At 52.0% G+C, this 19426-nt stretch carries 21 protein-coding genes; 16 read left to right on the top strand and 5 right to left on the bottom strand.

Features of this window, described 5'->3' with window-relative positions; genetic code table 11:
- Window positions 1–36: 36 nt before the first annotated feature.
- Window positions 37–693 carry a LexA family transcriptional regulator gene (locus ABNV41_RS12140; protein WP_050819164.1) on the bottom strand — a complete coding sequence of 219 codons (657 nt, stop codon included), beginning with the start codon at window positions 691–693 and terminating at the stop codon, window positions 37–39.
- Window positions 694–775: 82 nt separating this feature from the next.
- Here ABNV41_RS12140 and ABNV41_RS12135 point away from each other — a divergent pair, with 82 nt between their 5' ends.
- The 5 genes from ABNV41_RS12135 to ABNV41_RS12115 all read left to right on the top strand — a co-directional run bounded on the left by ABNV41_RS12135 (window position 776) and on the right by ABNV41_RS12115 (window position 3290).
- On the top strand, window positions 776–988 hold the full coding sequence (locus ABNV41_RS12135) for a Cro/CI family transcriptional regulator (protein ID WP_080986742.1): 213 nt from the start codon (window positions 776–778) through the stop codon (window positions 986–988).
- Window positions 985–1245 carry an SANT/Myb-like DNA-binding domain-containing protein gene (locus ABNV41_RS12130; RefSeq protein WP_050819165.1) on the top strand — a complete coding sequence of 87 codons (261 nt, stop codon included), beginning with the start codon at window positions 985–987 and terminating at the stop codon, window positions 1243–1245. The genes ABNV41_RS12135 and ABNV41_RS12130 overlap by 4 nt, the downstream gene beginning before the upstream one ends.
- Before the next feature lie 16 nt (window positions 1246–1261).
- Window positions 1262–2647: an IS1380-like element IS1380A family transposase gene (locus ABNV41_RS12125; protein WP_349934768.1), complete on the top strand. Its 1386-nt coding sequence runs from the start codon at window positions 1262–1264 to the stop codon at window positions 2645–2647.
- Between the two features lie 323 nt (window positions 2648–2970).
- Window positions 2971–3171 (top strand): hypothetical protein, encoded by a 201-nt coding sequence (locus ABNV41_RS12120; RefSeq protein ID WP_050820320.1) that lies wholly within the window; start codon window positions 2971–2973, stop codon window positions 3169–3171.
- Window positions 3168–3290, top strand: coding sequence for a hypothetical protein (locus ABNV41_RS12115; protein WP_269057429.1), 123 nt, complete (start codon window positions 3168–3170; stop codon window positions 3288–3290). Before ABNV41_RS12120 ends, ABNV41_RS12115 begins: the two co-directional genes overlap by 4 nt.
- Window positions 3291–3376: 86 nt before the next feature.
- On the opposite strand, the gene ABNV41_RS12110 is transcribed toward ABNV41_RS12115, so the two are convergent.
- Window positions 3377–4105: a DUF1796 family putative cysteine peptidase gene (locus ABNV41_RS12110; protein ID WP_050819166.1), complete on the bottom strand. Its 729-nt coding sequence runs from the start codon at window positions 4103–4105 to the stop codon at window positions 3377–3379.
- A 284-nt stretch (window positions 4106–4389) separates the two neighbouring features.
- On the opposite strand from ABNV41_RS12110, the gene ABNV41_RS12105 reads away from it, so the two are divergent.
- Both ABNV41_RS12105 and ABNV41_RS12100 read left to right on the top strand, forming a co-directional pair.
- Complete coding sequence (locus tag ABNV41_RS12105; protein ID WP_349934767.1) at window positions 4390–5142, top strand: glycosyltransferase; 753 nt, start codon at window positions 4390–4392, stop codon at window positions 5140–5142.
- 153 nt (window positions 5143–5295) lie between these two features.
- Window positions 5296–5508 carry a hypothetical protein gene (locus tag ABNV41_RS12100; protein WP_050819168.1) on the top strand — a complete coding sequence of 71 codons (213 nt, stop codon included), beginning with the start codon at window positions 5296–5298 and terminating at the stop codon, window positions 5506–5508.
- A gap of 325 nt (window positions 5509–5833) precedes the next feature.
- On the opposite strand, the gene ABNV41_RS12095 is transcribed toward ABNV41_RS12100, so the two are convergent.
- Entirely contained in the window at window positions 5834–6226 is a 393-nt protein-coding gene (locus ABNV41_RS12095; protein ID WP_050819169.1) for a hypothetical protein, read from the bottom strand.
- Window positions 6227–6370: 144 nt separating this feature from the next.
- Between ABNV41_RS12095 and ABNV41_RS12090 the strand changes: the two genes are divergently transcribed.
- Window positions 6371–7156: a DNA/RNA non-specific endonuclease gene (locus ABNV41_RS12090; RefSeq protein ID WP_050819170.1), complete on the top strand. Its 786-nt coding sequence runs from the start codon at window positions 6371–6373 to the stop codon at window positions 7154–7156.
- Between the two features lie 114 nt (window positions 7157–7270).
- Here ABNV41_RS12090 and ABNV41_RS12085 read toward each other — a convergent pair whose 3' ends face one another.
- Window positions 7271–7618 carry a DUF3147 family protein gene (locus ABNV41_RS12085; protein ID WP_050819171.1) on the bottom strand — a complete coding sequence of 116 codons (348 nt, stop codon included), beginning with the start codon at window positions 7616–7618 and terminating at the stop codon, window positions 7271–7273.
- A 149-nt stretch (window positions 7619–7767) separates the two neighbouring features.
- Between ABNV41_RS12085 and ABNV41_RS12080 the strand changes: the two genes are divergently transcribed.
- Window positions 7768–8448 (top strand): YfdX family protein, encoded by a 681-nt coding sequence (locus ABNV41_RS12080; RefSeq protein WP_050819172.1) that lies wholly within the window; start codon window positions 7768–7770, stop codon window positions 8446–8448.
- A 288-nt stretch (window positions 8449–8736) separates the two neighbouring features.
- Here the strand turns inward: ABNV41_RS12080 and ABNV41_RS12075 are convergent, their stop codons facing one another.
- Window positions 8737–10152 (bottom strand): short-chain fatty acyl-CoA regulator family protein, encoded by a 1416-nt coding sequence (locus ABNV41_RS12075; RefSeq protein ID WP_087651747.1) that lies wholly within the window; start codon window positions 10150–10152, stop codon window positions 8737–8739.
- Window positions 10153–10283: 131 nt separating this feature from the next.
- On the opposite strand from ABNV41_RS12075, the gene ABNV41_RS12070 reads away from it, so the two are divergent.
- From ABNV41_RS12070 to ABNV41_RS12040, 7 genes are all read left to right on the top strand, one after another.
- Complete coding sequence (locus ABNV41_RS12070) at window positions 10284–11846, top strand: MmgE/PrpD family protein (protein ID WP_050819174.1); 1563 nt, start codon at window positions 10284–10286, stop codon at window positions 11844–11846.
- Window positions 11847–11878: 32 nt separating this feature from the next.
- On the top strand, window positions 11879–13045 hold the full coding sequence (gene prpC / locus ABNV41_RS12065; protein ID WP_050819175.1) for a 2-methylcitrate synthase: 1167 nt from the start codon (window positions 11879–11881) through the stop codon (window positions 13043–13045).
- Window positions 13042–13974: a methylisocitrate lyase gene (prpB, locus tag ABNV41_RS12060; protein ID WP_050819176.1), complete on the top strand. Its 933-nt coding sequence runs from the start codon at window positions 13042–13044 to the stop codon at window positions 13972–13974. Before prpC ends, prpB begins: the two co-directional genes overlap by 4 nt.
- Window positions 13975–14029: 55 nt before the next feature.
- Window positions 14030–16018 (top strand): acetate--CoA ligase, encoded by a 1989-nt coding sequence (acs, locus tag ABNV41_RS12055; RefSeq protein WP_050819177.1) that lies wholly within the window; start codon window positions 14030–14032, stop codon window positions 16016–16018.
- A 225-nt stretch (window positions 16019–16243) separates the two neighbouring features.
- Window positions 16244–17506: an MFS transporter gene (locus tag ABNV41_RS12050; RefSeq protein ID WP_050819178.1), complete on the top strand. Its 1263-nt coding sequence runs from the start codon at window positions 16244–16246 to the stop codon at window positions 17504–17506.
- A gap of 70 nt (window positions 17507–17576) precedes the next feature.
- The gene (locus tag ABNV41_RS12045; RefSeq protein ID WP_050820321.1) at window positions 17577–18695 is read left to right on the top strand and encodes a hypothetical protein; all 1119 of its coding nucleotides are present in this window, start codon (window positions 17577–17579) and stop codon (window positions 18693–18695) included.
- A 96-nt stretch (window positions 18696–18791) separates the two neighbouring features.
- The gene (locus ABNV41_RS12040) at window positions 18792–19379 is read left to right on the top strand and encodes a DUF1643 domain-containing protein (RefSeq protein WP_050819179.1); all 588 of its coding nucleotides are present in this window, start codon (window positions 18792–18794) and stop codon (window positions 19377–19379) included.
- The last annotated feature ends 47 nt before the right edge of the window (window positions 19380–19426 follow it).

Below are 19426 nucleotides of genomic sequence, written 5' to 3'. Positions count from 1 at the left end.
ATTGCGTAATTGTTAATGTAATTATTTGTAGAATTTTTAGATCCGCCTCCCAAACCAAACAACACGACCTAAAATTTTGCAGTTTTCCGCCAAAACATCGTAATCTTTAAAGCGTGGGTTTTCCGACCGTATTTTGAGCGTCGGCACATCTTTATCGCGGTCGATTTCAACCCATTTGCAAACCACACCATCTCCATCGAACAAGACAAATATGCCTTCCATGGAGAGATTGGTTTTCCTGCGGTCCACCAGCACCGTGTCGCCATGGCGGAGAAGAGGCTCCATTGATTGCCCTTCAATCTCGACCAGGCAGAGATCTTCTGGAGAAGCGCGTAGCTCTTGGGTTATAAACCCGGCCTCAAAATATCGAGGCGCGCTGAGATATGCTCCATCAATGATACCTCCTCCACCGGCTCCCGCTCTCACATCAAGCGTTGGAACTGGAAGATAATTGGGAGGATGTACCACAGTCATATCGGGCATATCAGAGCGGCATGGAGCTAGGTCTTCTTGATTTGCGATTTTATCCTCAAGATAAGCCCTGACCTGCTCAATGCGGATGGAGCCGGGCAAAGTGCTGCCACTTCGCCATTGACTGACGGCCTGACTGGAAACGCCAAAATGCTTCGCCAACTCAGAATTACTGACATTGGCACGGGCCATAGCATCACGAAGAAAATCACCGAAAGACATGCTTACATTCTACAACGTTGTTGCGCTTACATCGACGTAAGTTTTGCTTGATATAATATGTAACCTGTGCTTACATATTGGCATGGAACACAATCCCATTAAAGCTGCGGTAAGCGCAGCAGGAAGCAAGAGCGCATTAGCTAAAATGCTTGGGGTTACATCTCAGGCAATAAGCCAATGGAAGAACATTCCTCCCGCGCATCTCGAAGCTATCTCGTCTCTTACGAAGAAGGGATTTCATGAACTACGCCCCGACCTGTTCAAGCGTACCCCAGCGCAGGAGGCTACGCGATGAGCAAACCCAAACCATGGACGCCCGAAGAAGACGCGAAACTGGAAACCTTAGCCAATGCAGGCAAAAGCTGGGATGCGATTGCCGGAGTGATCGGACGCTCCAAATCCTCATGCCAGTCGCGAGCATCGTCTCCGAATTCTCCAGTCACATTGAGCGAAGAGGGGATGCGCATCCGTCGCCGCGGAAATCTCACAGAAGGGTTGTACATCGGGTTAGATTATGAAAAAGTCTGTTTTGCACAAAAGAAATTTCCATAATCATCAAGAAAACCCGATGCAGACAGAGTGTAGCGCAGGCGCGTATGAATTTCCAGCCTCCTGTGGACGGCGTGTTGTGGCCCGTTTTGACGGGGGTCGCATGAGTTCGGATGGGGGCGTCATTCTGGTGAAGCAGGCTGATGACATTCTGGGTCTCAGCCGCCGCTTTGCTGCCTGTTTTCGCGATAAGCGGCATCCCGGCTTTGTGGAATACCGGGTTGAAGACCTTGTCCGTCAGCGGATCATGGGCCTGGCACTGGGCTATGAAGATCTCAATGATCACGATGCCCTGCGGCATGACCTGATCTTTGGTCTGGCCTCGGGCCGTCTGTCAGGAGGCCGGGCAAACTGCGCAGCACTGGCAGGAAAATCCACGCTGAACCGGCTGGAGCGCAGTGGCCACAAGGCAGATCGTTACTGCCGCATCATTGCTGATCATGAGGCCCTGGCTACCCTGTTCGTGACGCTCTTCATGGACCAGCATGAGCGCGCACCCGCCCGGATCGTTCTGGATGTGGATGCCACCGATGACCGTATCCATGGCCATCAGGAAGGCCGGGCCTTTCATGGGTATTACGGCCATAACTGCTATCTGCCGTTATACATCTTCTGCGGAGACCATCTCCTGAGCGCCACCCTGCGCACGGCAGACAGGGACCCGGGGAAGGAAGCACTGGCAGACATCCGCCGGATCGTGGAGCAGATCAGGAGCCGTTGGCCTCGGGTGCGTATCCTGGTGCGTGGGGACAGCGGTTTCGCCCGGGACAGTCTGATGACATGGTGCGAAGACAACCACGTTGACTTCCTGTTCGGGCTTGCAGGCAACACCCGCCTGTATGACCGGATTGCCTCTTTGTCCGCTGAGGTTCGTGACGAAGCCGCCACGACAGGCAGAGCTGCGCGCGGCTTTGCCTCCTTTGACTGGATCACAAAGGACAGCTGGACGCGCCGCAGGCGGGTCGTGGCCAAGGCCGAATGGCGCCACGGCAACCGCTATCATCGCTTTATTGTCACCACGCTACCGCAGGGAATGTCCGACCCCCGCCATCTCTACGAACAGATTTACTGCGCACGCGGGGATATGGAAAACCGCATCAAGGAATGCCAGATGGATCTGTTCTCAGACAGGACCTCGTCCCACACCATCCGGGCCAACCAGCTCCGGCTGTGGTTCTCGGCCGCAGCCTATGTCCTGCTGACCGCTCTGCAAAGACTGGCCCTTGGCCAGACCAGCCTGGAGACGGCGACCTGTGGCACCATGCGCGCACGGCTGCTCAAAATCGCGACACGTGTAACGCTCAGCGTCCGTCGGATTGTCCTGTCCATGCCGGACATGTTCCCCTGTCAGCATGAATTCGCCCTCGCTCATGCACGATTGCGAAGGCTCCGGCAGGCCATCTGAAGAAACAGACAGTGCACAGACCACATAGCTTCCACCAACACTGCCTTCTCAGGCCGTGACACCCTCACTGCGTTCAGAACCCGCCGCCAGAAGCAGAATATCGTCAATATTCCAGATCGGGCTCCTGTGGTATGACTGAATTCTACAAAATGACCCGAAATTGCCTCAAGTGTGAGAAATCCGCGTCGAGGCCGGCAACAGCATTACTGAAACGGCAGTATCCGCTTTGCAGACAGACTTCGCATCATTCGAAACCTGCTGGGCAGGCCTGAAAACCGGTACCACGCCGGATGTTTGTACAGCACTTGGCGGGAGCAAGTAACATGAACGCAGCAGAAATTAGCGCCATTCTTAGCGTAGTGGGCACAGTGGCCAGTCTGGCCGAAAAATACGGGCCGGAAGTTTATGAAACGGTCAAGGAAGCTCTGGAACAATCCAAGAGCAAGACCGGGCCGAGTGTGGCGGATATTCAGGCCATCTTTGCCAAATGCAAGGCGGATAATACGGCTATCCAATCTGCATGACGCCAGATTTTGAGTGCGGGATGATTGTTGGTGGTGGGGGAGTGTTTTTTGCCACCATCATCTTGGTTGTAGGCTGGCGGTTGCTGGTGGTGCGGTCGGATTTTTGGCGTGGAAATTGACCAAGAGCCGCCATAGGTAGCGGACAGGCTCTTGGCTGGTTGTTTTATGCCACTGATATAAGGCAAAAATTTGATGTCTTGTGTTTCTATCGCCCTTTCTGGGAGGCAAGAAACGCAGAGAAAACGGTCATAAAGCTCATGAAATCCTGTGTGGTTTGAAAATCCGTGCCGTCAATACTTTCTTTGCGTGAAATGGAATATAAAAGCGCATTCTCTGTTTCTAGGGAAATGCTGCATGTATAAAGTTGATCTTCGCGCTGTATGAAGTTTAGAGCAAGAAGATATTTGTTGTTATAAAGAGATAGGGTTTTTGAAAGTTCATAAAAGTCGTTTTGATTGATTCTTTGAGAAATGCATAAAAATATAACCTTTTTATCTGAGTGTAATAGATTTACAAATCTTTCAACACAGCGCTCGTAGTATCTGTAAATCTTATCATCCGATATATCATAGTGATTGAATGTAAAGAGAACGCCATAGTGTGTTTTGTAATATATGTGATCACAAAAATTAGCATCTGGTGAAAGTTTTTCATCTTCAGAAATTTTCATATGTTGTGATCTATCCAGAAATGTTAAAAAATTATCCTGAATACAATGATTTACCATACGGATATCACTAAATATCCAATCAAACGGATAAGATTTCTTTTTAAGTCCCAAATTTTTGAGCACTGAGGCTGTAAGGCAATGGTCTCCTACAGATACAATTTCTATATCCTGAACAGCTTGCGCAATGCGTCTGAAATGACGGTAATATACGAGTAAAGAGAGCAGGTCTTTTACAGACTGTTTGGCTTTTTTCAGACTGTCCATAAGCGCTCTCGGAATTGGGTGTAACTGATACTTATATGGATGAATGTATATTCTGATATTGGAATATTTTAACTTTTCTTTCAACACCGTTCTCAGGGCGGTCTGTGTGGTAGTATTATGTCCGGCCCATAGGTGAGGGATATTTTTGTTTATATCTTTTTTCCATGGTAATATTTTATGGGTATGAAAAATAATTATTTATGACGAGAAATATGAGCACGCAATCTAGGCGCCCCAATTCGCCCCATGTCAAAATGGATTTTTTTCGTTGTTTGGAAAAAGGCGTGGAAAGTGGCTGGCTTCCAACGCTTGATCAGGCGGATATTGATCCACCAGATAAAAGCGTTCTGCCACCAACTATACCGAAAAGAATTTCTCAATACTGGCATAGTGAAACACTGCCGGATGACGTAGCGTGTTCTATTGAAAAAGTAAAAAACAACAACCCGGATTTTGAGATGGCCCTCACGCATGATGAATCTGCGCGGGCTTTTCTGCATACGCATTTCGGGCCAGATATGGTGGCGCTTTTTGATGTGTGTTTCCACCCTGCCATGCGGTCTGATCTGTGGCGTATGTGTGACATGTATGTGCATGGGGGTATTTACGTTGACGTCGATATTTCCATGCATGCTCCACTCGTTCACATCACCGGTCATGCGTCTTATGAATGCTTCCTTCTGTACGCCGTTGGCAGCCCATGGTGCATTGAAAACGGGTTGATCATCTCCAGAAAAAAGCACCCTGTTATTGAAGCTATTATTCATGCCCTTTGTGATTCTTTGACCCGTTATAAAAATAACCCCAATAGCTTTGAGAACATCTGGGTGAATACTGGGCCGGGTACAACAACAATTGGGGCTATAAAGTACCTTTTTGATGTCACCCCGCAATCAGCACCCCATGCCAATGGAAGTGGTTTTTTGCTTGGGCACCATAGCCGTGCTGGTGCGAGCTATTGGCATGATGAGCTTGCTTACAAGGCATCGGCTGAAGGCAATTGGCGCAAGGCAAGACCACCTCATCGTCAGAAATAAAGCGCCATATCTGTGTCTCTTTCCACAGGGTTTGGTGTAGGGTTTTTCTGCCTGTGTACAACCTTGTGGAAAGTGTGAATGAATACCTTGCAGCGCTTATCTGCTAAGGCCACATAGAAGCAAGTATGTAAGATTGAAGAGAAAGTTCACGCTATGACCACTGTTACAATTTCTGTTCTGAAAGAGTTTGTTTCCAAGGCATCCGCTTTGCATCAAACCTGGAAAGCAGCCAAACCCTCTGCATCCGAGCTTTCCTGGCAGGAATGTGTGGAAGATGAAAACTATAAGGATGCCGTAGTAGATAGAGATTTTCTGGCAGAACTGACAAAAGCCAACATACCGTATGAAATGTCGGAAGCTGTTTGAAGCCTAAGAGATATATTCTAAAAATTGGGTAAGAAAAAACCGCCTTTTGGCGGTTTTTTTTGTGGTTATTTCAAAGTGATTTTTAGGCCTGACCTCTTTCTATAAATGGTCAATCAGGAAATAGGAAAGCATGGCAAAAATAATGGCTATGCTGGGGGCAAAAGCATTTAATCAGGTGCCCGGATTTATATAGGGTATGGGTAAATCATCAGCGTGACTCACATGGGTTGTGCCCGTTATCCACAGGCTTACCCACCGGAGCATCCGCAGAATCTGTGGACAAGGCCACTAAGCTTGGCAGTCAAGATGGCTGCGGATAAAAACTTTAGGGATGGTATAAATCCTGCTCCAGAAAGGTTTGAACGCGCAGGAAGGCTTCTTCTTCCGTTTCGTTTTCAGCAATGCCCAACCATGTGGGCTTGCGCCGGGCAATCCACCCCAACATCTTACCGCTCAGGCTCTGAAAGAGCGGAATATCCTCTGCTAGCAGCAAAATACCCAAAGGCAGCATCCACACACCCAAAACGGGTAAAAAGGAAAGCAGCCCACCCAAAATGAACAGCAGCCCAGAAGGCAGGCGCACCCATTTTTGCTCGGGCTTGCGTAGCCATTGTATGGCGCGGCGCATTTTGGCCGGCAGTTTTGCCGTTATCATTTGTGTGCGGCGTTCACGCAGGGTTTCTGGCGTAGTGGTGCTGGAAGGTGAGAGCTGCTCCATTTCTGCTCCATAACTGTGGCTGTTTTGGTTTTATGTGCCTTTGTTTGGGCGTTATCTTTTCTATAAAGGCATTTCGTATTGTATGGTATTTAACAAAGGCAGCATTGTGTATTCAAAACAGGGCTTCACGCTGGTATTTGTGCAATGAGTGTGCGTGTTGCAAAAATATGCTTGGGCATGGCTGTGGCCTGCCTGCCAGTTTCGGCCGCTTGGGCGCAGGAAAACGCAGCATGTCAGGCTTTTGGGCCAGAAAACAAATTACCCGCAATAACGCGGCCTTTCATGCTGAAGCAGACAGAACTGCTGTGTAACACGGGCTATGCTGTTCTGGTTTCATCTGTCACGCACACACCTTTGTGGGCAGCGGAGCATTTGCAGGCCAATAATGTGCGCCTTGCAGAACGCTTGATGCGTGCAGGCACTTTTTATGCAGATTCCCGGTGGCCAGATGGCAGCCGAGATCAGGATTACAAAAAATCCGGCTACAGCAGGGGGCACATGGCCCCCAGTGCGGATCAGCCAACGCCAACAGCACAATTTGAAACTTTTGCGTATTCCAACATGGTGCCGCAATCCATTGCGCTTAATCAGGGTATTTGGGCACGTATTGAATACACGGTGCGGGAGCTGGCTGTGCAGGAAGGGGACTTATATGTGGTCACCGGCCCTGCGTTTCATGGTCATCCCATTCCAACCATTGGGCCAGACCACGTGTTTGTGCCATCTTCTACATGGAAGGCTGTGTATTCCACACGTCGTCAGGCTGCGGGCGTGTATGTCTGCAAGAACGTGCAACGTTCTCCACATTGCGATCAGGTGACTGTGGCAACCCTTATTCGCAATACAGGGGTAGATCCATTTCCGGCGGTGGCGGATACCATTAAGCAGAGTTTCTGGCGCTTGCCGTCACCACGCAAAATACGGCGGTAAGCGTGGACCGGAAACGGTACAAGCCACAATTTTCACGGAGGTTGTACACGTTATCCACAGGCTTACCCACCGGAGCATCCGCAGAAACTGTGGGCGACTCTATTGGCAAGTGGTTTATTGGCTAATGCCAAGCCACGGGCCAGCCCAGATCATCAGCAGGTATAAAACAACGGTTAAGCCACACCCACTGGCCAGTGCGGGCCAGAAATGCACGCCACACCGCATCAGCCACGGCATGAACAAAAACATGGGCAGGGAAGGCAGCACATACCAGAACGTAGCGCTGACATGGGCTTCCATCCGTGCAGGATCATGCGTTTCCAGCCAAAGCCAGATCATGCCAAATACGGAAACAAGGGGCAGGGCGGCAACTAGCGCGCCAAATCCGGGGTAACGGCGTGCCAAAGTGGAAACCAGAGCAATAATCAGAGCTGAAAGCAGAGTTTTGAGAAGAAAAAACATTCAGGTATCAGACAATAAATAAAAAACGCCTGACTATAATATATTTTTTAATATAGATGAATTGTATCACCCCACCCGGCGCATTAAATTAATTTTCAGGATATCATCCGTTATCTTTTGAAAATTTAAATCAGTTTGGATTAGTTTTTATGCGTTTAAAAGCTCTTTTTGCAGCATCTGCTGTATTGCTCACCAGTTTTTCTGTGGCACAGGCAGGCACCATGCACACCACGTGGGAAAAGTTCAAGGCTGGCCATGCCATGCATCGCCTTTCCGTTGATGGCCAGAAAGCCATGATGGATGTGTTTCAGGCGCGTGATCTGCTGGCTCAGGGCAAAACCGATGCCGCCATTCCGCCGCTGTATGATGCGCAAAAGCGTTTCAAGGCTGCCAGTGCAGATAACAAGAAGTTCTTTGCGGCAGAAAGCCAGCTCCAGCCAGCTCCGCAGCATCCGGCTTCTGCAACCCATACGCCGGTTGCTAACCCCACAACATGGGTGCCAGTTGGTGGTGAGTTTATTGTAAGCGAAACACTGGCCCCAGAAAAACAGGCCGCACTGGCTAACGCCAACAAGCAGTTCCAGGCCGGGCAGACCCAGCAGGCACAGCAGAGCCTGCAGGTTGTGGGTGAAGATGCAGACTTCATTCTGGCCCTTGCACCGCTGGAACAGAGCGAAGGTGCCCTGTACCGCGCAAAAGTGTTTACAGAAGGCCGCCAGCCGCAGCAGGCTGTAGAAGCACTTAACCAGCTGCTGGATGGCATTGTTTTTGTTTCTGACGATGTGGTGGAAAAAGTGGCTCCGTCCACACCGGCTAAAAAAGCGAACTAAAACAACACGCTGTGTTGCAAGGCAGGGGTGGGGAGCAAAAAAGTTCTCCACCCCTGCTTTTTTATGTTGCGTTTATTGAGAATGGTTCTTATTATCAATCTTGTCGCGGCGATGAAGGCGTTTCTGCTGGTGGGGCAAGGGGCATCGTCGCGACAACTCTTGGTTCGTCTTGATTTATCCCGTTCAATCCCCGGTTCCTATCTGGAATGTTTTTGCATCCCCGGTCATTCCAGATAGGTCTTTTAAGTTCCCCTTGCCCCACCAGACTATCTTCTTCCTTATAAAATATCAGGGTTTTTCAGGTAGTGCCCGGTAGGGCACAACGCCTCTGGCATCACTTCCCGTATCCAGCATCCGGCCCGAAACAGGTAAAGATCTGTGGCTGCAATTATCCCGCACACAGGCGCGGCAGCCGGGGCCAATGGGTACTACCAATCTGTGGTCATTCAGGTTTAAGCCATCTGCATAAACGGTTTTTGCGGCATCGCTTATGGTGCAGCCCAGCACAATGGCAATCTGCCGTGGGCGGTCTGTATAGGTAACACCCTCATGCCCCACTGTGCGGGCAACATTGAGGTAAATGGAATCATCCGTAGTTTGAGAAAGCTGCACCTGCACCTGCCCCGGTGTGGCAAAAGCCCGAAAGATGTTCCACAACGGGCAGGGGCCACCAAAACGTGCCTGAGAAAAACGGTTAGCAGAAAAACTTTTAAGAATATTGCCCGCGATATCCAATTTGAGAAAATAAAAGGGAATGCCCTCCATACCGGGGCGCTGCAACGTGCTTAATCTGTGGCTTATCTGTTCAAAACTGGTGCCAAAATGGCGGCGTAGGCGCTCGATATCATAACGCATGGTCTGTGCTGCGTGCAGGAAGCGCGTATAGGGCAACAGCAAGGCCCCGGCAAAGTAGTTACCCAAATAAACGCGGCCGAGTTCCAGCGCATTTTTCTCTTTGGGGCCTTCACGCCGTAAAATGCTGCTTATCAGGCGGGTATGGTCTCGTTGGCCAATAATCTGCGCCAGATAGAACAGCGTGCTTTCTGGCGGTTGGTCTGGGGGTAAAAGAATGGTGCGGCGGTGCCGGTCTATTCGCCATACCAACCCGCCTTCTTCCAGCGCCGGGTCTTGTTGCGTGTGCAATCCATGCTGATCAAGCAGATAGGTTTTTAAGGCTTCGGCCAAGCCGTTTTGGAGGTTAAGGTTTTCGTAAAACTTTTCGGCAGCACAATCGAGTTCATGAAAATAGTTTCGGTGTTGCTGCACCCAGTCTCCTACCGTTTCATACGGCTCTAGCGGAGGAGAGGGGGAAAGAGTATCGCTTTCACGCTCCTGCTCAAATTTATAGGCGCGGTAAAGGGTTAAAAATGCAGCGCATAAATCCGGGTTGGCATGTACGGCATCTGCCATTTTGGCCAAAGGTAAGGATGCATTTTTAAATACAGGGTCTGCCATGGTTTCGCGCATGGCCTGCACGGTATGGGCTTCTTTGGTGTTGCTGAACCATGCGGGGGTTAGATTAAAGCGTTCACACAGCTTTTGTAACAGATGGTGCGGAACAGGCCGGTGGTTACGTTCTAACTGGTTAAGATAACTTGGTGATATGTCAAGCATGTCTGCCAAGTTGGCTTGGGTTAGGGTTTCGCGTTGGCGCAACTGCCGCAAGCGCGGGCCAGCAAAAAGCTTGGTTCTGGTTTGTGGCATGGTACGAACTTCGCAAACTTCGCAAACGGGAACATTCCCTTCGCCTCTTTTTACTCTTATCTCTCTGCCGCTCAAAACAACACTCTGCAACACTCCCCTCACGATCAAATTCCGATCATGAGGTTAAAGCAATGCAGTATCATGATGTGCGTGTTCATCCAGAAAGCGACCGTCTGCCAAGGCCCGAACAGCTTGCGTGGAAAATTGCGCAGGTAGCGGCAGATCCGGTGCCGGTGGAGGCCGCAGTTACGGATATGATTATCAACCGGCTGATAGATAACGCATCTGTGGCCATGGCATCTGTAAACCGTCATTCCGTCATGAGCGCACGGGCCGAGGCTCTGGCGCATCGGCGGGAAGGTGGTGCCACGGTGTTTGGCATGGGGCCAAATGTGCGTGTGCATGCAGAATGGGCCGCATGGGCCAATGGCACAGCCGTGCGTGAGCTGGATTTTCACGATACATTTTTAGCGGCAGAATATTCTCATCCGGGCGATAATATTCCCGGCATTCTGGCTGTTGCCCAGCAGTGCCGCCGCAGCGGTGCAGATTTAATCCGTGGTGCCGCCACGGGGTATGAAATTCAGATAGACCTTGCGCGTGCCATTTGTTTGCACAAACACAAGATAGATCATGTAGCGCATCTTGGCCCATCTGTGGCCGCAGGTATTGGCACGCTTATGCGCCTGCCGCCAGCGGTTATCTATCAGGCCATTGGGCAGGCCTTGCATGTTACCACCGCCACGCGCCAGAGCCGCAAGGGCGAGATTTCATCATGGAAAGCCTATGCCCCCGCCCATGCCAGCAAAATGGCGGTAGAGGCCGTTGACCGCGCCATGATGGGCGAAACATCTCCAACCCCGATTTATGAAGGGGAAGATGGCGTTATTGCCTGGATGCTGGATGGTAAAAATACGCATTACCGTGTGCCATTACCAGAAATGGGTGAGCCAAAACGTGCCATTCTGTCCTCCTTCACCAAGGAACATTCGGCAGAATATCAAAGTCAGGCGCTTATTGATCTTGCCTTTCGTATGGGGCAGAAAATAAAAAACTGGGATGATGTTGAAGATGTGCTGATAGAAACCAGCCATCACACGCATTACGTTATTGGTACGGGCTCGAACGATCCGCAAAAGTTTGATCCGCAAGCCTCGCGGGAAACGCTGGATCATTCCATCATGTATATTGTGGCTGTGGCTTTGCAGGATGGTAGCTGGCACCATGTGCATTCCTACGCGCCGGAACGCGCCCGCAGGCCTGATACCGTAAGGCTCTGGCGCAAGATCCACACAATAGAAAAACCCGAGTGGACACAACGGTATCATGAAACAGACCCGGATAAAAAAGCCTTTGGTGGCCGTATTGTTATCCGCATGAAAGATGGCTCGGTTATTGCGGATGAGCTGGCTGTTGCCAATGCCCATACCTTGGGGGCTACACCGTGGCAGCGTGCTGATTATATCCGTAAGTTCCAAACACTTTCAGAAGGCATTGTGCCGCATCAGGAAGCCGAAAGGTTTTTGGATATTGTGCAAAACCTGCCCAATCTGAAAGCCGGAGAACTGCATATGTTGGAAATTGCCATTCCCGAGCGTGATATTCGCCAGAACACTGCGGAAGGTATTTTCAATTTCGGGCAGGCCAAGCCCGCTGCGGTTACGGCTGCCACCTCTACAGCTCTGGCTTCCTAAACAGGCGATAACGCACAGGAAGGAATGGAAAAATGACAACGCATCTGCACAGAAAACCAAAAAAATCTGTTGCGCTGTCAGGCACGGTTGCGGGCAACACGGCGCTTAGCACTGTGGGGCAGAGCGGGAATGATCTGCATTATCGTGGGTATGATATCAAAGATCTTGCACGCGCCAGCACGTTTGAGGAGGTCGCGCATCTCCTTATCCACGGTTATCTGCCCAATAGTGCAGAACTGGAAGCCTACAGGCGGCATCTGGCCAGTATGCGGGATATTCCTGCCATTGTGCGTGCTGCTCTGGAACGTCTGCCAGCCGCCACACATCCTATGGATGTTTTGCGCACGGCCGTTTCCGTTCTGGGCTGTGCGCTGCCAGAACGGAGCGATTGCCCCACAGCAGGTGCGCGGGATATTGCAGACAGGCTTGTGGCCTCGTTAGGCTCCATGCTGCTGTATTGGTATCATTTTTCCAACCACGGCCGGCGGATAGATACCAATACGGATGATGAAAGTGTGGGCGGTCACTTTTTGCATCTTCTGCATGGCAAAGCGCCAGCAGAGGACTGGGTGCAGGCCATGCACACCTCTCTTATTCTGTATGCGGAGCATGAATTCAATGCGTCCACATTTACAGCCAGAGTAGTGGCGGGCACGGGTTCGGATATGTATTCCGCCGTAACAGCCGCCATAGGTGCCCTGCGTGGCCCCAAACATGGGGGCGCCAATGAAGTTGCGCTGGATATTCAGCAGCGCTACCGCACAGCGGATGAAGCCGAGGTGGATATTCTCAGGCGTCTGGAAAACCGTGAAGTTATCATCGGGTTTGGGCATCCGGTTTATACAATAGCAGACCCGCGCAACGAGATTATCAAGGAAACAGCGCGCAACCTTTCGCGCCGTAACGGCAACATGCGTTTGTATCATGTGGCCGAGCGGATTGAGCGGATTATGGATGAACAGAAAAAGATGTTTCCTAATCTGGATTGGTTTAGCGCGGTTTCCTACAACGCCATGGGTATTCCCACGGCCATGTTTACACCCATTTTTGTAATTGCCCGCGTAACAGGGTGGTGCGCCCATATTATGGAACAGCGGCAGGATGGAAAAATCATTCGCCCGTCTGCCAATTATGTGGGGCCGGATAATCGGCCTTTTGTACCTCTGCGTGAACGCGATGGTCTGGAGCATGCAGCATGACATATCTGGTTGGCAAGGATCTGCCGCAAACACCAGCCGGGCAGCGGTTTCGCGCTTTGCTGAACAAACCGGGCATTATGCAAATTCCCGGTGCGCATAACGGGCAGGCGGCATTGCAGGCCAAGGATAATGGCTTTCAGGCTCTTTATCTTTCAGGCGCGGCCATGTCTGCCAGCATGGGGCTGCCGGATCTGGGCATTATCACCATTGAGGATGCGTGTTTCTTTATCCGTCAGATTGCACGCGCTTCCGGTCTGCCGCTTTTGGTGGATGGGGACACCGGATATGGTGAAGTCCTGAACGTAATGCACATGGTCAGGGCTTTTGAAGATTCCGGAGCCGCCGCCGTGCATATTGAAGACCAGATCCTGCCCAAAAAATGTGGCCACCTGAATAACAAAAAGCTGGCCACCCCGCAGGAGATGGCCCAAAAGGTGGCCGCCGCCGCCAAGGCCCGGCGTGATATGGTGATTATTGCCCGCACAGATGCCGCCAGCTCAGAAGGGCTGGATGGTGCCGTGGCCCGCGCCCGTTTGTATTACGAGGCCGGAGCAGACGCCATTTTCCCTGAAGCACTGATTTCTGAAGAAATGTTCAGGGAGTTTGTGCGCCGTATGCCCGATGTGCCCCTGCTTGCCAACATGACGGAATTTGGCCGTTCGCCTTATTTCACGGCTTCTCAGTTTGAAGATATGGGATACCGTATGGTCATCTGGCCTGTCAGTTCCTTGCGGGCGGCCAATAAGGCGCAGGAGGATTTGTACAAAACCATTGCGCGCACAGGCGGTACGCAGGAGATGCTCCCCCGCATGCAAACGCGAGAGGAATTGTACAAAACAATCCGGTATTACGATTATGAATCATTGGACGCAGGCATTGTGGCCACGGTTCTGCCGCACATCGGCCAGGCCGATCGCAACGCCGCCTGAACATTCTCTTTCTTTCCCGAACAACAAAAAACAAAAAAGTAAGGGAGACGGAACAATGTCGGAAAACATCACTATCCCGCCTACACAGTATGCAGATTACCCGGCCCTTATGCCACCTGCGGAACTGGCCGCCATGCAGCGCTATGCACGGCGAGACCCGGATGGTTTTTGGCTGCAACAGGCCAAGCGCGTACATTGGCACCGTAAACCCAAACATGGTTTTACGGGCAGCTTTACGGGTGATGTATCCATAAGCTGGTTTGAAGATGGCCTTATCAATGCATCCGTGTGCTGTATTGATAAGCATCTGACAGACAAGGCCGATCAGGTTGCCCTTATCAGCCACCGTGAAGGCCGGGCCGAGGCAGAAAAAATTACATATGCCATGCTGCATGAACGGGTTTGCCGCCTGTCTAACGCGCTGGTGCATTTGGGGGTGGAAGAAGGGCACCGCGTTGCCATTTGCTTGCCCATGATTTCAGAAGCTGTGGTGGCCATGTTGGCCTGTGCACGCATTGGGGCTGTGCATGTGGTGTTGTTTGGTGGTTTTTCGGCAGAAGGTATTGCAGAACGCATTATAGATAGCGGTGCAGTTGCGGTTATTACCGCCAGCGAAAGCATGCGCGGCAACAAGATTGTACCGTTTAAAGCGATTATGGATGAAGCCCTGTGCAAGGCAGGTGCAGAAAGTGGCGTGCGTTCTGTTCTGGTTGTGCGTACGTCTGATGCACCCGTGCCAATGCTGCCAGGGAGAGATTATGATTTTCATGATTTTGTAGATTCGTTTGAGGCAGATTTTGTGCCCGTTGTTATGCGGGCAGAAGCACCCCTGTTTATGCTCTACACATCTGGCAGCACGGGCAAGCCTAAAGCGGTTGTGCATGCCACCGGTGGGTACATGGTGTGGGCGGCTTACACCATGGGCATGGTGTATCATCATCAACCCGGCGATGTGCTGTGGTGCACGGCAGATGTGGCATGGATAACGGGGCATACATCCGTTGTATATGGCCCACTGGCCAATGGCGGCACCACCATGATTTCAGACAGCCTGCCTTCATACCCCGCGCCGGGCAGGTGGCTGGATCTGGTGGATGAGCATAGGGTGACCATGCTGTTTACCGCCCCCACAGCCGTGCGCGCCATGATGGCCGATGGCGATGATGTGGTGAATGCGCGCAATCTGGAGTCTCTGCGTTTGCTGGGTGTTGCGGGGGAACCCATAAGCCCGGATGCATGGCTATGGTATCACGATGTCGTGGGCAAAAAACGTTGCCCCGTGGTGGATACATGGTGGCAGACAGAAACCGCCGGCATTGTGCTGGGGCCAGTGCCGGGTGTGCAACCGCTTAAACCCGGCTCTGCCAGCACGCCGTTGCCAGGGTTGGAAATGGTCATAGCCGATACACAGGGCAGGCCGGTGCAGGGGCCTGCGGAAGGTAGCCTGTGCATTGCGCGTTCATGGCCAGGGCAGGCCCGCACAATCTGGAAAGATCATGCTCGCTTCTGCCAGACATATTTTGGTATGGTTCCGGGGCATTATTTCACGGGTGATGGCGCACGGCGAGATGCCGATGGCTATTACTGGATTACGGGGCGCATGGACGATGTTATCAATATTGCAGGGCACCGTTTGGGTACAGCAGAAGTGGAAGATGCGTTGGCAGCAGATCATCGTATTGTGGAATCTGCTGCAGTGGGCATCCCGCACCCGGTAAAGGGGCAGGCGCTGGCAGTATTTGTTATCCAGCGCCAGAATGTGGCTACGGAACTAACGGAAAAAGGCATAAGCCGCCTTATCTCCGGTATGCTGGGGCGTTATGCTACGCCAGAGGCCGTTTATCTGGTGCCAGATCTGCCTCGTACGCGTTCTGGCAAGATTGTACGCCGCCTGCTCCGCAAAATTGCCAGTGGCAAATTGGATAATTTGGGAGATCTTTCATCTCTGAATGATCCGTCCATCGTGCGTATGCTGTGTGACAGGGTATGGAGCCACATGGCTTTTGATGAGGGGGCAACGCCTCGCACACAGGCAAGGGCCTGATCTGACAACGAGATGTTACAAGTTTGCTTCGCGCGGCAAGATGCTTCAGGGCCGGGGGAACCCCTCGGCCCTGTTGTGTGTTCTGTTCCTAACAAACGGGTTGATGTTGGCTTATCACGCAAAAATGGGCGCACTGGCGGGGTCGTGATCTGAGATTCACTGGTTGGTTAAGGGGCTTGCGTGGCACCATCACGGTAAAAACAGGTTGTAGAACCGGAGCTGTGAATGACCGAGCCTTCTTTTTCATCCATAACGCCATCTGCTTTGCCCGATCAATCGGTAGATAAAGCAACAGCTCGCCATGTTGTGCTGGCATCCTTTTTGGCCTGGATGTTGGATGCGTGTGATTTTTTTATTGTGTTGTTTACACTTGATGATGTGGCAAAAAGTTTTAACGTTTCCCTGCAAAGTGTGCTGCTTGCCCCCACCCTTACGTTGATGACACGGCCACTAGGTGCCTTTTTATGTGGGCGCGCGGCAGATAAATATGGCCGCAAGCCCGTGCTGATTTTAACAATTATTATTTATTCTCTTATAGAATTGGCATCAGCCTTTGCGCCAACGCTTGTTATATTTTTAGCACTGCGCACCCTGTTTGGCATTGCTCTTGGGGGCGAGTGGGGGGTGGGTACATCTCTGATTATGGAAAGCGTGCCCAAAAGCTGGCGCGGCACGGCTTCTGGCATTTTGCAGGCGGGGTATCCTGCGGGGTATTTGCTGGCATCTTTGGTATTTTTGCTATTGCCGGTTTTGGGGTGGCGTGGGCTGTTTGTGCTGGGCAGTAGCGCTATTTTTTCTGCCCTGTATATCTGGCTGCGTGTGCCAGAAAGCCCAGATTGGCTGGCCCGGCAGAAGGCCGATACACAACACGGAAAAGCAGAAGAACAGCTTGGTTTGTTGGCCATTATAAAAGGCAATGCGGCATTATGTGTTTTTGCTGTGGTGCTGATGGCGGCTTTCAATTTCATGAGCCACGGTTCTCAGGATCTCTACCCCAAGGTGTTTCTGGCGCTGGAACGGCATGTGCCGCCTACGTCCATTACAACTGTTGTGGTGCTGTATAATCTGGCTGCCATTGCAGGTGGGTTGTTCTTTGGGTTTCTGTCGCAAAAAATCGGGCGGCAATATGCCATTATTCTTGCAGCGGCCTTAACGTTGCCTTTGCTGCCGTTATGGACACTTCCGCATTCTCTGCTTTGGCTGGGGTTGGGGGCTGTGTGTATCCAGTTCTGCATTCAGGGTGCATGGGGTGTGGTGCCGGCTTATTTAAGCGAGCTTTCTCCACCTTCTGTGCGGGCTACGTTCCCCGGCCTTGCCTATCAGTGCGGGAACCTTATTGCCGCCAGTAACGCTTTGCTTCAAACATGGTTTGCCACCCAATTGGGTATGGGGCTGGCACCTGCGCTTATGTTGGCTGTTGGGGGTGGTGCAGTGGTTGTGCTGGTGCTTACACTCCTGAATGCCCGGCTGTATCCACAACGGATATAAAACAGCAGGCAGGTGGCAACACGCAGGAAGGAAAAACGGTTTGGCTTTTATAAGGTATCTGGGCGCATGTATGGTGTTGGCGAGCACTGGGCTGCCATATGCGCAGGCACACGCCGCAACACCGGCAGAACAGCGGATTATCACGCGCAATGCGCAGCCGCGCCCGGTGCCGCCACTGGCTACCGCGCAGGTGCAGGGGGATGATCTGCACGCAAAGGCACAACCGGTAAATCTATCTGCTTTGGGCCTGCAGGCGGCTGTAAAAGTGGCGGACAAACAGCCGTGCCCTGCCAACAGCCTGCTTTTGGGGAAAGATGAAAACCCAACAGCCGGGCAAACATGCCGCGTGGCCACTTTGGAAGTGAACGCACCAGAACACCCCGTATTTATCCAGACCCTAGGCAGCCTGATGGCGGAAGATAGTCCTGGGCTGATGGATTTGCATCTTTCCCTGTACCAGCTTGCGCCAAACGGACAGAAGAATGCTCTGCCGCAGGTTATGGTTTCGGGCTACACAGGTGGAGCGCATTGTTGCCAGGCCGCCGCTATTGTAGAGGCCGCCCCGCAAGGCCAGTGGCGTGTGCTCTCTCTTCCCGCACAAAATGGCGGAGGGGAACCCGTAGTGCAGGATATTGCGCGAGATGGCACCCGCCAGCTTGTATATACGGATGAGCGGTTTGATTACGCCTTTGCCTCTCACGCAGGGTCGGCCATGCCGGTGGTGCTGTATCAGTATCAGGATGGCCAGTTGCAGAATGTTACGGCGCAGCCGCGGTTTGCAGCCTATTTGCGCAACCAGCTTGCGCAGGATTCCGCACAGTGGCGCAAAACGGGGGTAACGGAGGTAAACGGCTATCTGGCCGCGTATGTGGCCACCAGCGCAAATATTGGAGAGCTGAACGCAGGCTGGCGCTACATGATGGCGCGGTATGATACGCACTCTGATTTTGCAGAAACATGGTGCGCGCTGGATAAAGCCGCATGGCCCCAGAACAAGGATGGCGTATTCTGCCCCAAGCAGTTTGTAAAAACCGTGCCGTTTCCGCAAACTCTGGCGCAATCTCTGGTGCAGTGGGGGTACATCACACCCCAGCAGAGTGCTGCTCTTGGCTATGATGTAGAGAAAATAAAGCAGAACCAGCAGCAGGTTATTGCCACCACTACCAAGGCATGGCGCGCTGCACATTAGGCAGATTACAGCCCTGCTGGCAGGCAGATTTGTGCCAGAACACAACACAGCCTAAAACTTGGGCTTGTTTTGCCATGTTCTGCCAGCGGGAGTGTAATGGAAGATCTGTTTGAAGGGCATAATGTGGGCACGGCCCGCCCTCTGAAACTTTCAGAAGATGTTGTGAGCACCGCCACCTATGGCGGCCCAGACAAATGCTATGGCGGCCCAGACAAATGCTACCGTTATAAGCTTAAACGGGTGTGGGACCCATCACGCCCACTGGTGATGTGGCTGATGATGAACCCATCCGTCGCCACAGAATATGGGGATGACCGCACCGTGGCCAAATGCCAGCGCTATGCCCGTGCATGGGGGTATGGTGGTATTCTGGTGGGCAATACGTTTGCGTATCGGTGCACAGATCAGCTTCGGTTGCTGGAAACGCCAGATCCGATAGGGCCGGAAAATGATAAAGCTCTGCTGGAAATGGCGCAGGAAGCCAATAAGGTGATTGCAGCCTATGGCACGCCACACCACAAGGCCCTGCTGGCCCGTGGGCCGGATGTGGTGCATATGCTCCAGCAACACGGCATTACGGTGGATGCGTTGCGGTTAAGCAAAACAGGTCGTCCGTGCCATCCGCTCTATTTGCCAGCAAGCCTGCTGCCCGAGCCTTTGCCAACCAACCTGGTGCAAAGCTAACAGGCACATAACGGAAAGCAGCTTTCTGCCCATGTGTATTGACGCCA

Origin of the sequence: Acetobacter sp. A11-2, from assembly GCF_040208445.1 — a bacterium.
Classification (GTDB): Bacteria; Pseudomonadota; Alphaproteobacteria; order Acetobacterales; family Acetobacteraceae; genus Acetobacter; species Acetobacter oryzoeni.
The sequence above is the reverse complement of the archived record's forward strand: the minus strand, read 5'-3'. Positions and strand labels throughout refer to the sequence as shown.

Bases quoted from the DNA above. Each gene is read 5' to 3' on its own strand.
- prpB (WP_050819176.1), top strand. From the start codon at position 13,042: ATGACATATCTGGTTGGCAAGGATCTGCCGCAAACACCAGCCGGGCAG.
- acs (WP_050819177.1), top strand. From the start codon at position 14,030: ATGTCGGAAAACATCACTATCCCGCCTACACAGTATGCAGATTACCCG.
- ABNV41_RS12085 (WP_050819171.1), bottom strand. From the start codon at position 7,618: ATGTTTTTTCTTCTCAAAACTCTGCTTTCAGCTCTGATTATTGCTCTG.
- ABNV41_RS12100 (WP_050819168.1), top strand. From the start codon at position 5,296: ATGACCACTGTTACAATTTCTGTTCTGAAAGAGTTTGTTTCCAAGGCA.
- ABNV41_RS12050 (WP_050819178.1), top strand. From the start codon at position 16,244: ATGACCGAGCCTTCTTTTTCATCCATAACGCCATCTGCTTTGCCCGAT.
- ABNV41_RS12110 (WP_050819166.1), bottom strand. From the start codon at position 4,105: ATGGACAGTCTGAAAAAAGCCAAACAGTCTGTAAAAGACCTGCTCTCT.
- ABNV41_RS12115 (WP_269057429.1), top strand. From the start codon at position 3,168: ATGACGCCAGATTTTGAGTGCGGGATGATTGTTGGTGGTGGGGGAGTG.
- ABNV41_RS12070 (WP_050819174.1), top strand. From the start codon at position 10,284: ATGCAGTATCATGATGTGCGTGTTCATCCAGAAAGCGACCGTCTGCCA.
- ABNV41_RS12130 (WP_050819165.1), top strand. From the start codon at position 985: ATGAGCAAACCCAAACCATGGACGCCCGAAGAAGACGCGAAACTGGAA.
- ABNV41_RS12125 (WP_349934768.1), top strand. From the start codon at position 1,262: ATGCAGACAGAGTGTAGCGCAGGCGCGTATGAATTTCCAGCCTCCTGT.
- ABNV41_RS12080 (WP_050819172.1), top strand. From the start codon at position 7,768: ATGCGTTTAAAAGCTCTTTTTGCAGCATCTGCTGTATTGCTCACCAGT.
- ABNV41_RS12140 (WP_050819164.1), bottom strand. From the start codon at position 693: ATGTCTTTCGGTGATTTTCTTCGTGATGCTATGGCCCGTGCCAATGTC.
- ABNV41_RS12040 (WP_050819179.1), top strand. From the start codon at position 18,792: ATGGAAGATCTGTTTGAAGGGCATAATGTGGGCACGGCCCGCCCTCTG.
- ABNV41_RS12095 (WP_050819169.1), bottom strand. From the start codon at position 6,226: ATGGAGCAGCTCTCACCTTCCAGCACCACTACGCCAGAAACCCTGCGT.
- ABNV41_RS12135 (WP_080986742.1), top strand. From the start codon at position 776: ATGGAACACAATCCCATTAAAGCTGCGGTAAGCGCAGCAGGAAGCAAG.
- prpC (WP_050819175.1), top strand. From the start codon at position 11,879: ATGACAACGCATCTGCACAGAAAACCAAAAAAATCTGTTGCGCTGTCA.
- ABNV41_RS12120 (WP_050820320.1), top strand. From the start codon at position 2,971: ATGAACGCAGCAGAAATTAGCGCCATTCTTAGCGTAGTGGGCACAGTG.
- ABNV41_RS12090 (WP_050819170.1), top strand. From the start codon at position 6,371: ATGAGTGTGCGTGTTGCAAAAATATGCTTGGGCATGGCTGTGGCCTGC.
- ABNV41_RS12075 (WP_087651747.1), bottom strand. From the start codon at position 10,152: ATGCCACAAACCAGAACCAAGCTTTTTGCTGGCCCGCGCTTGCGGCAG.
- ABNV41_RS12045 (WP_050820321.1), top strand. From the start codon at position 17,577: ATGGTGTTGGCGAGCACTGGGCTGCCATATGCGCAGGCACACGCCGCA.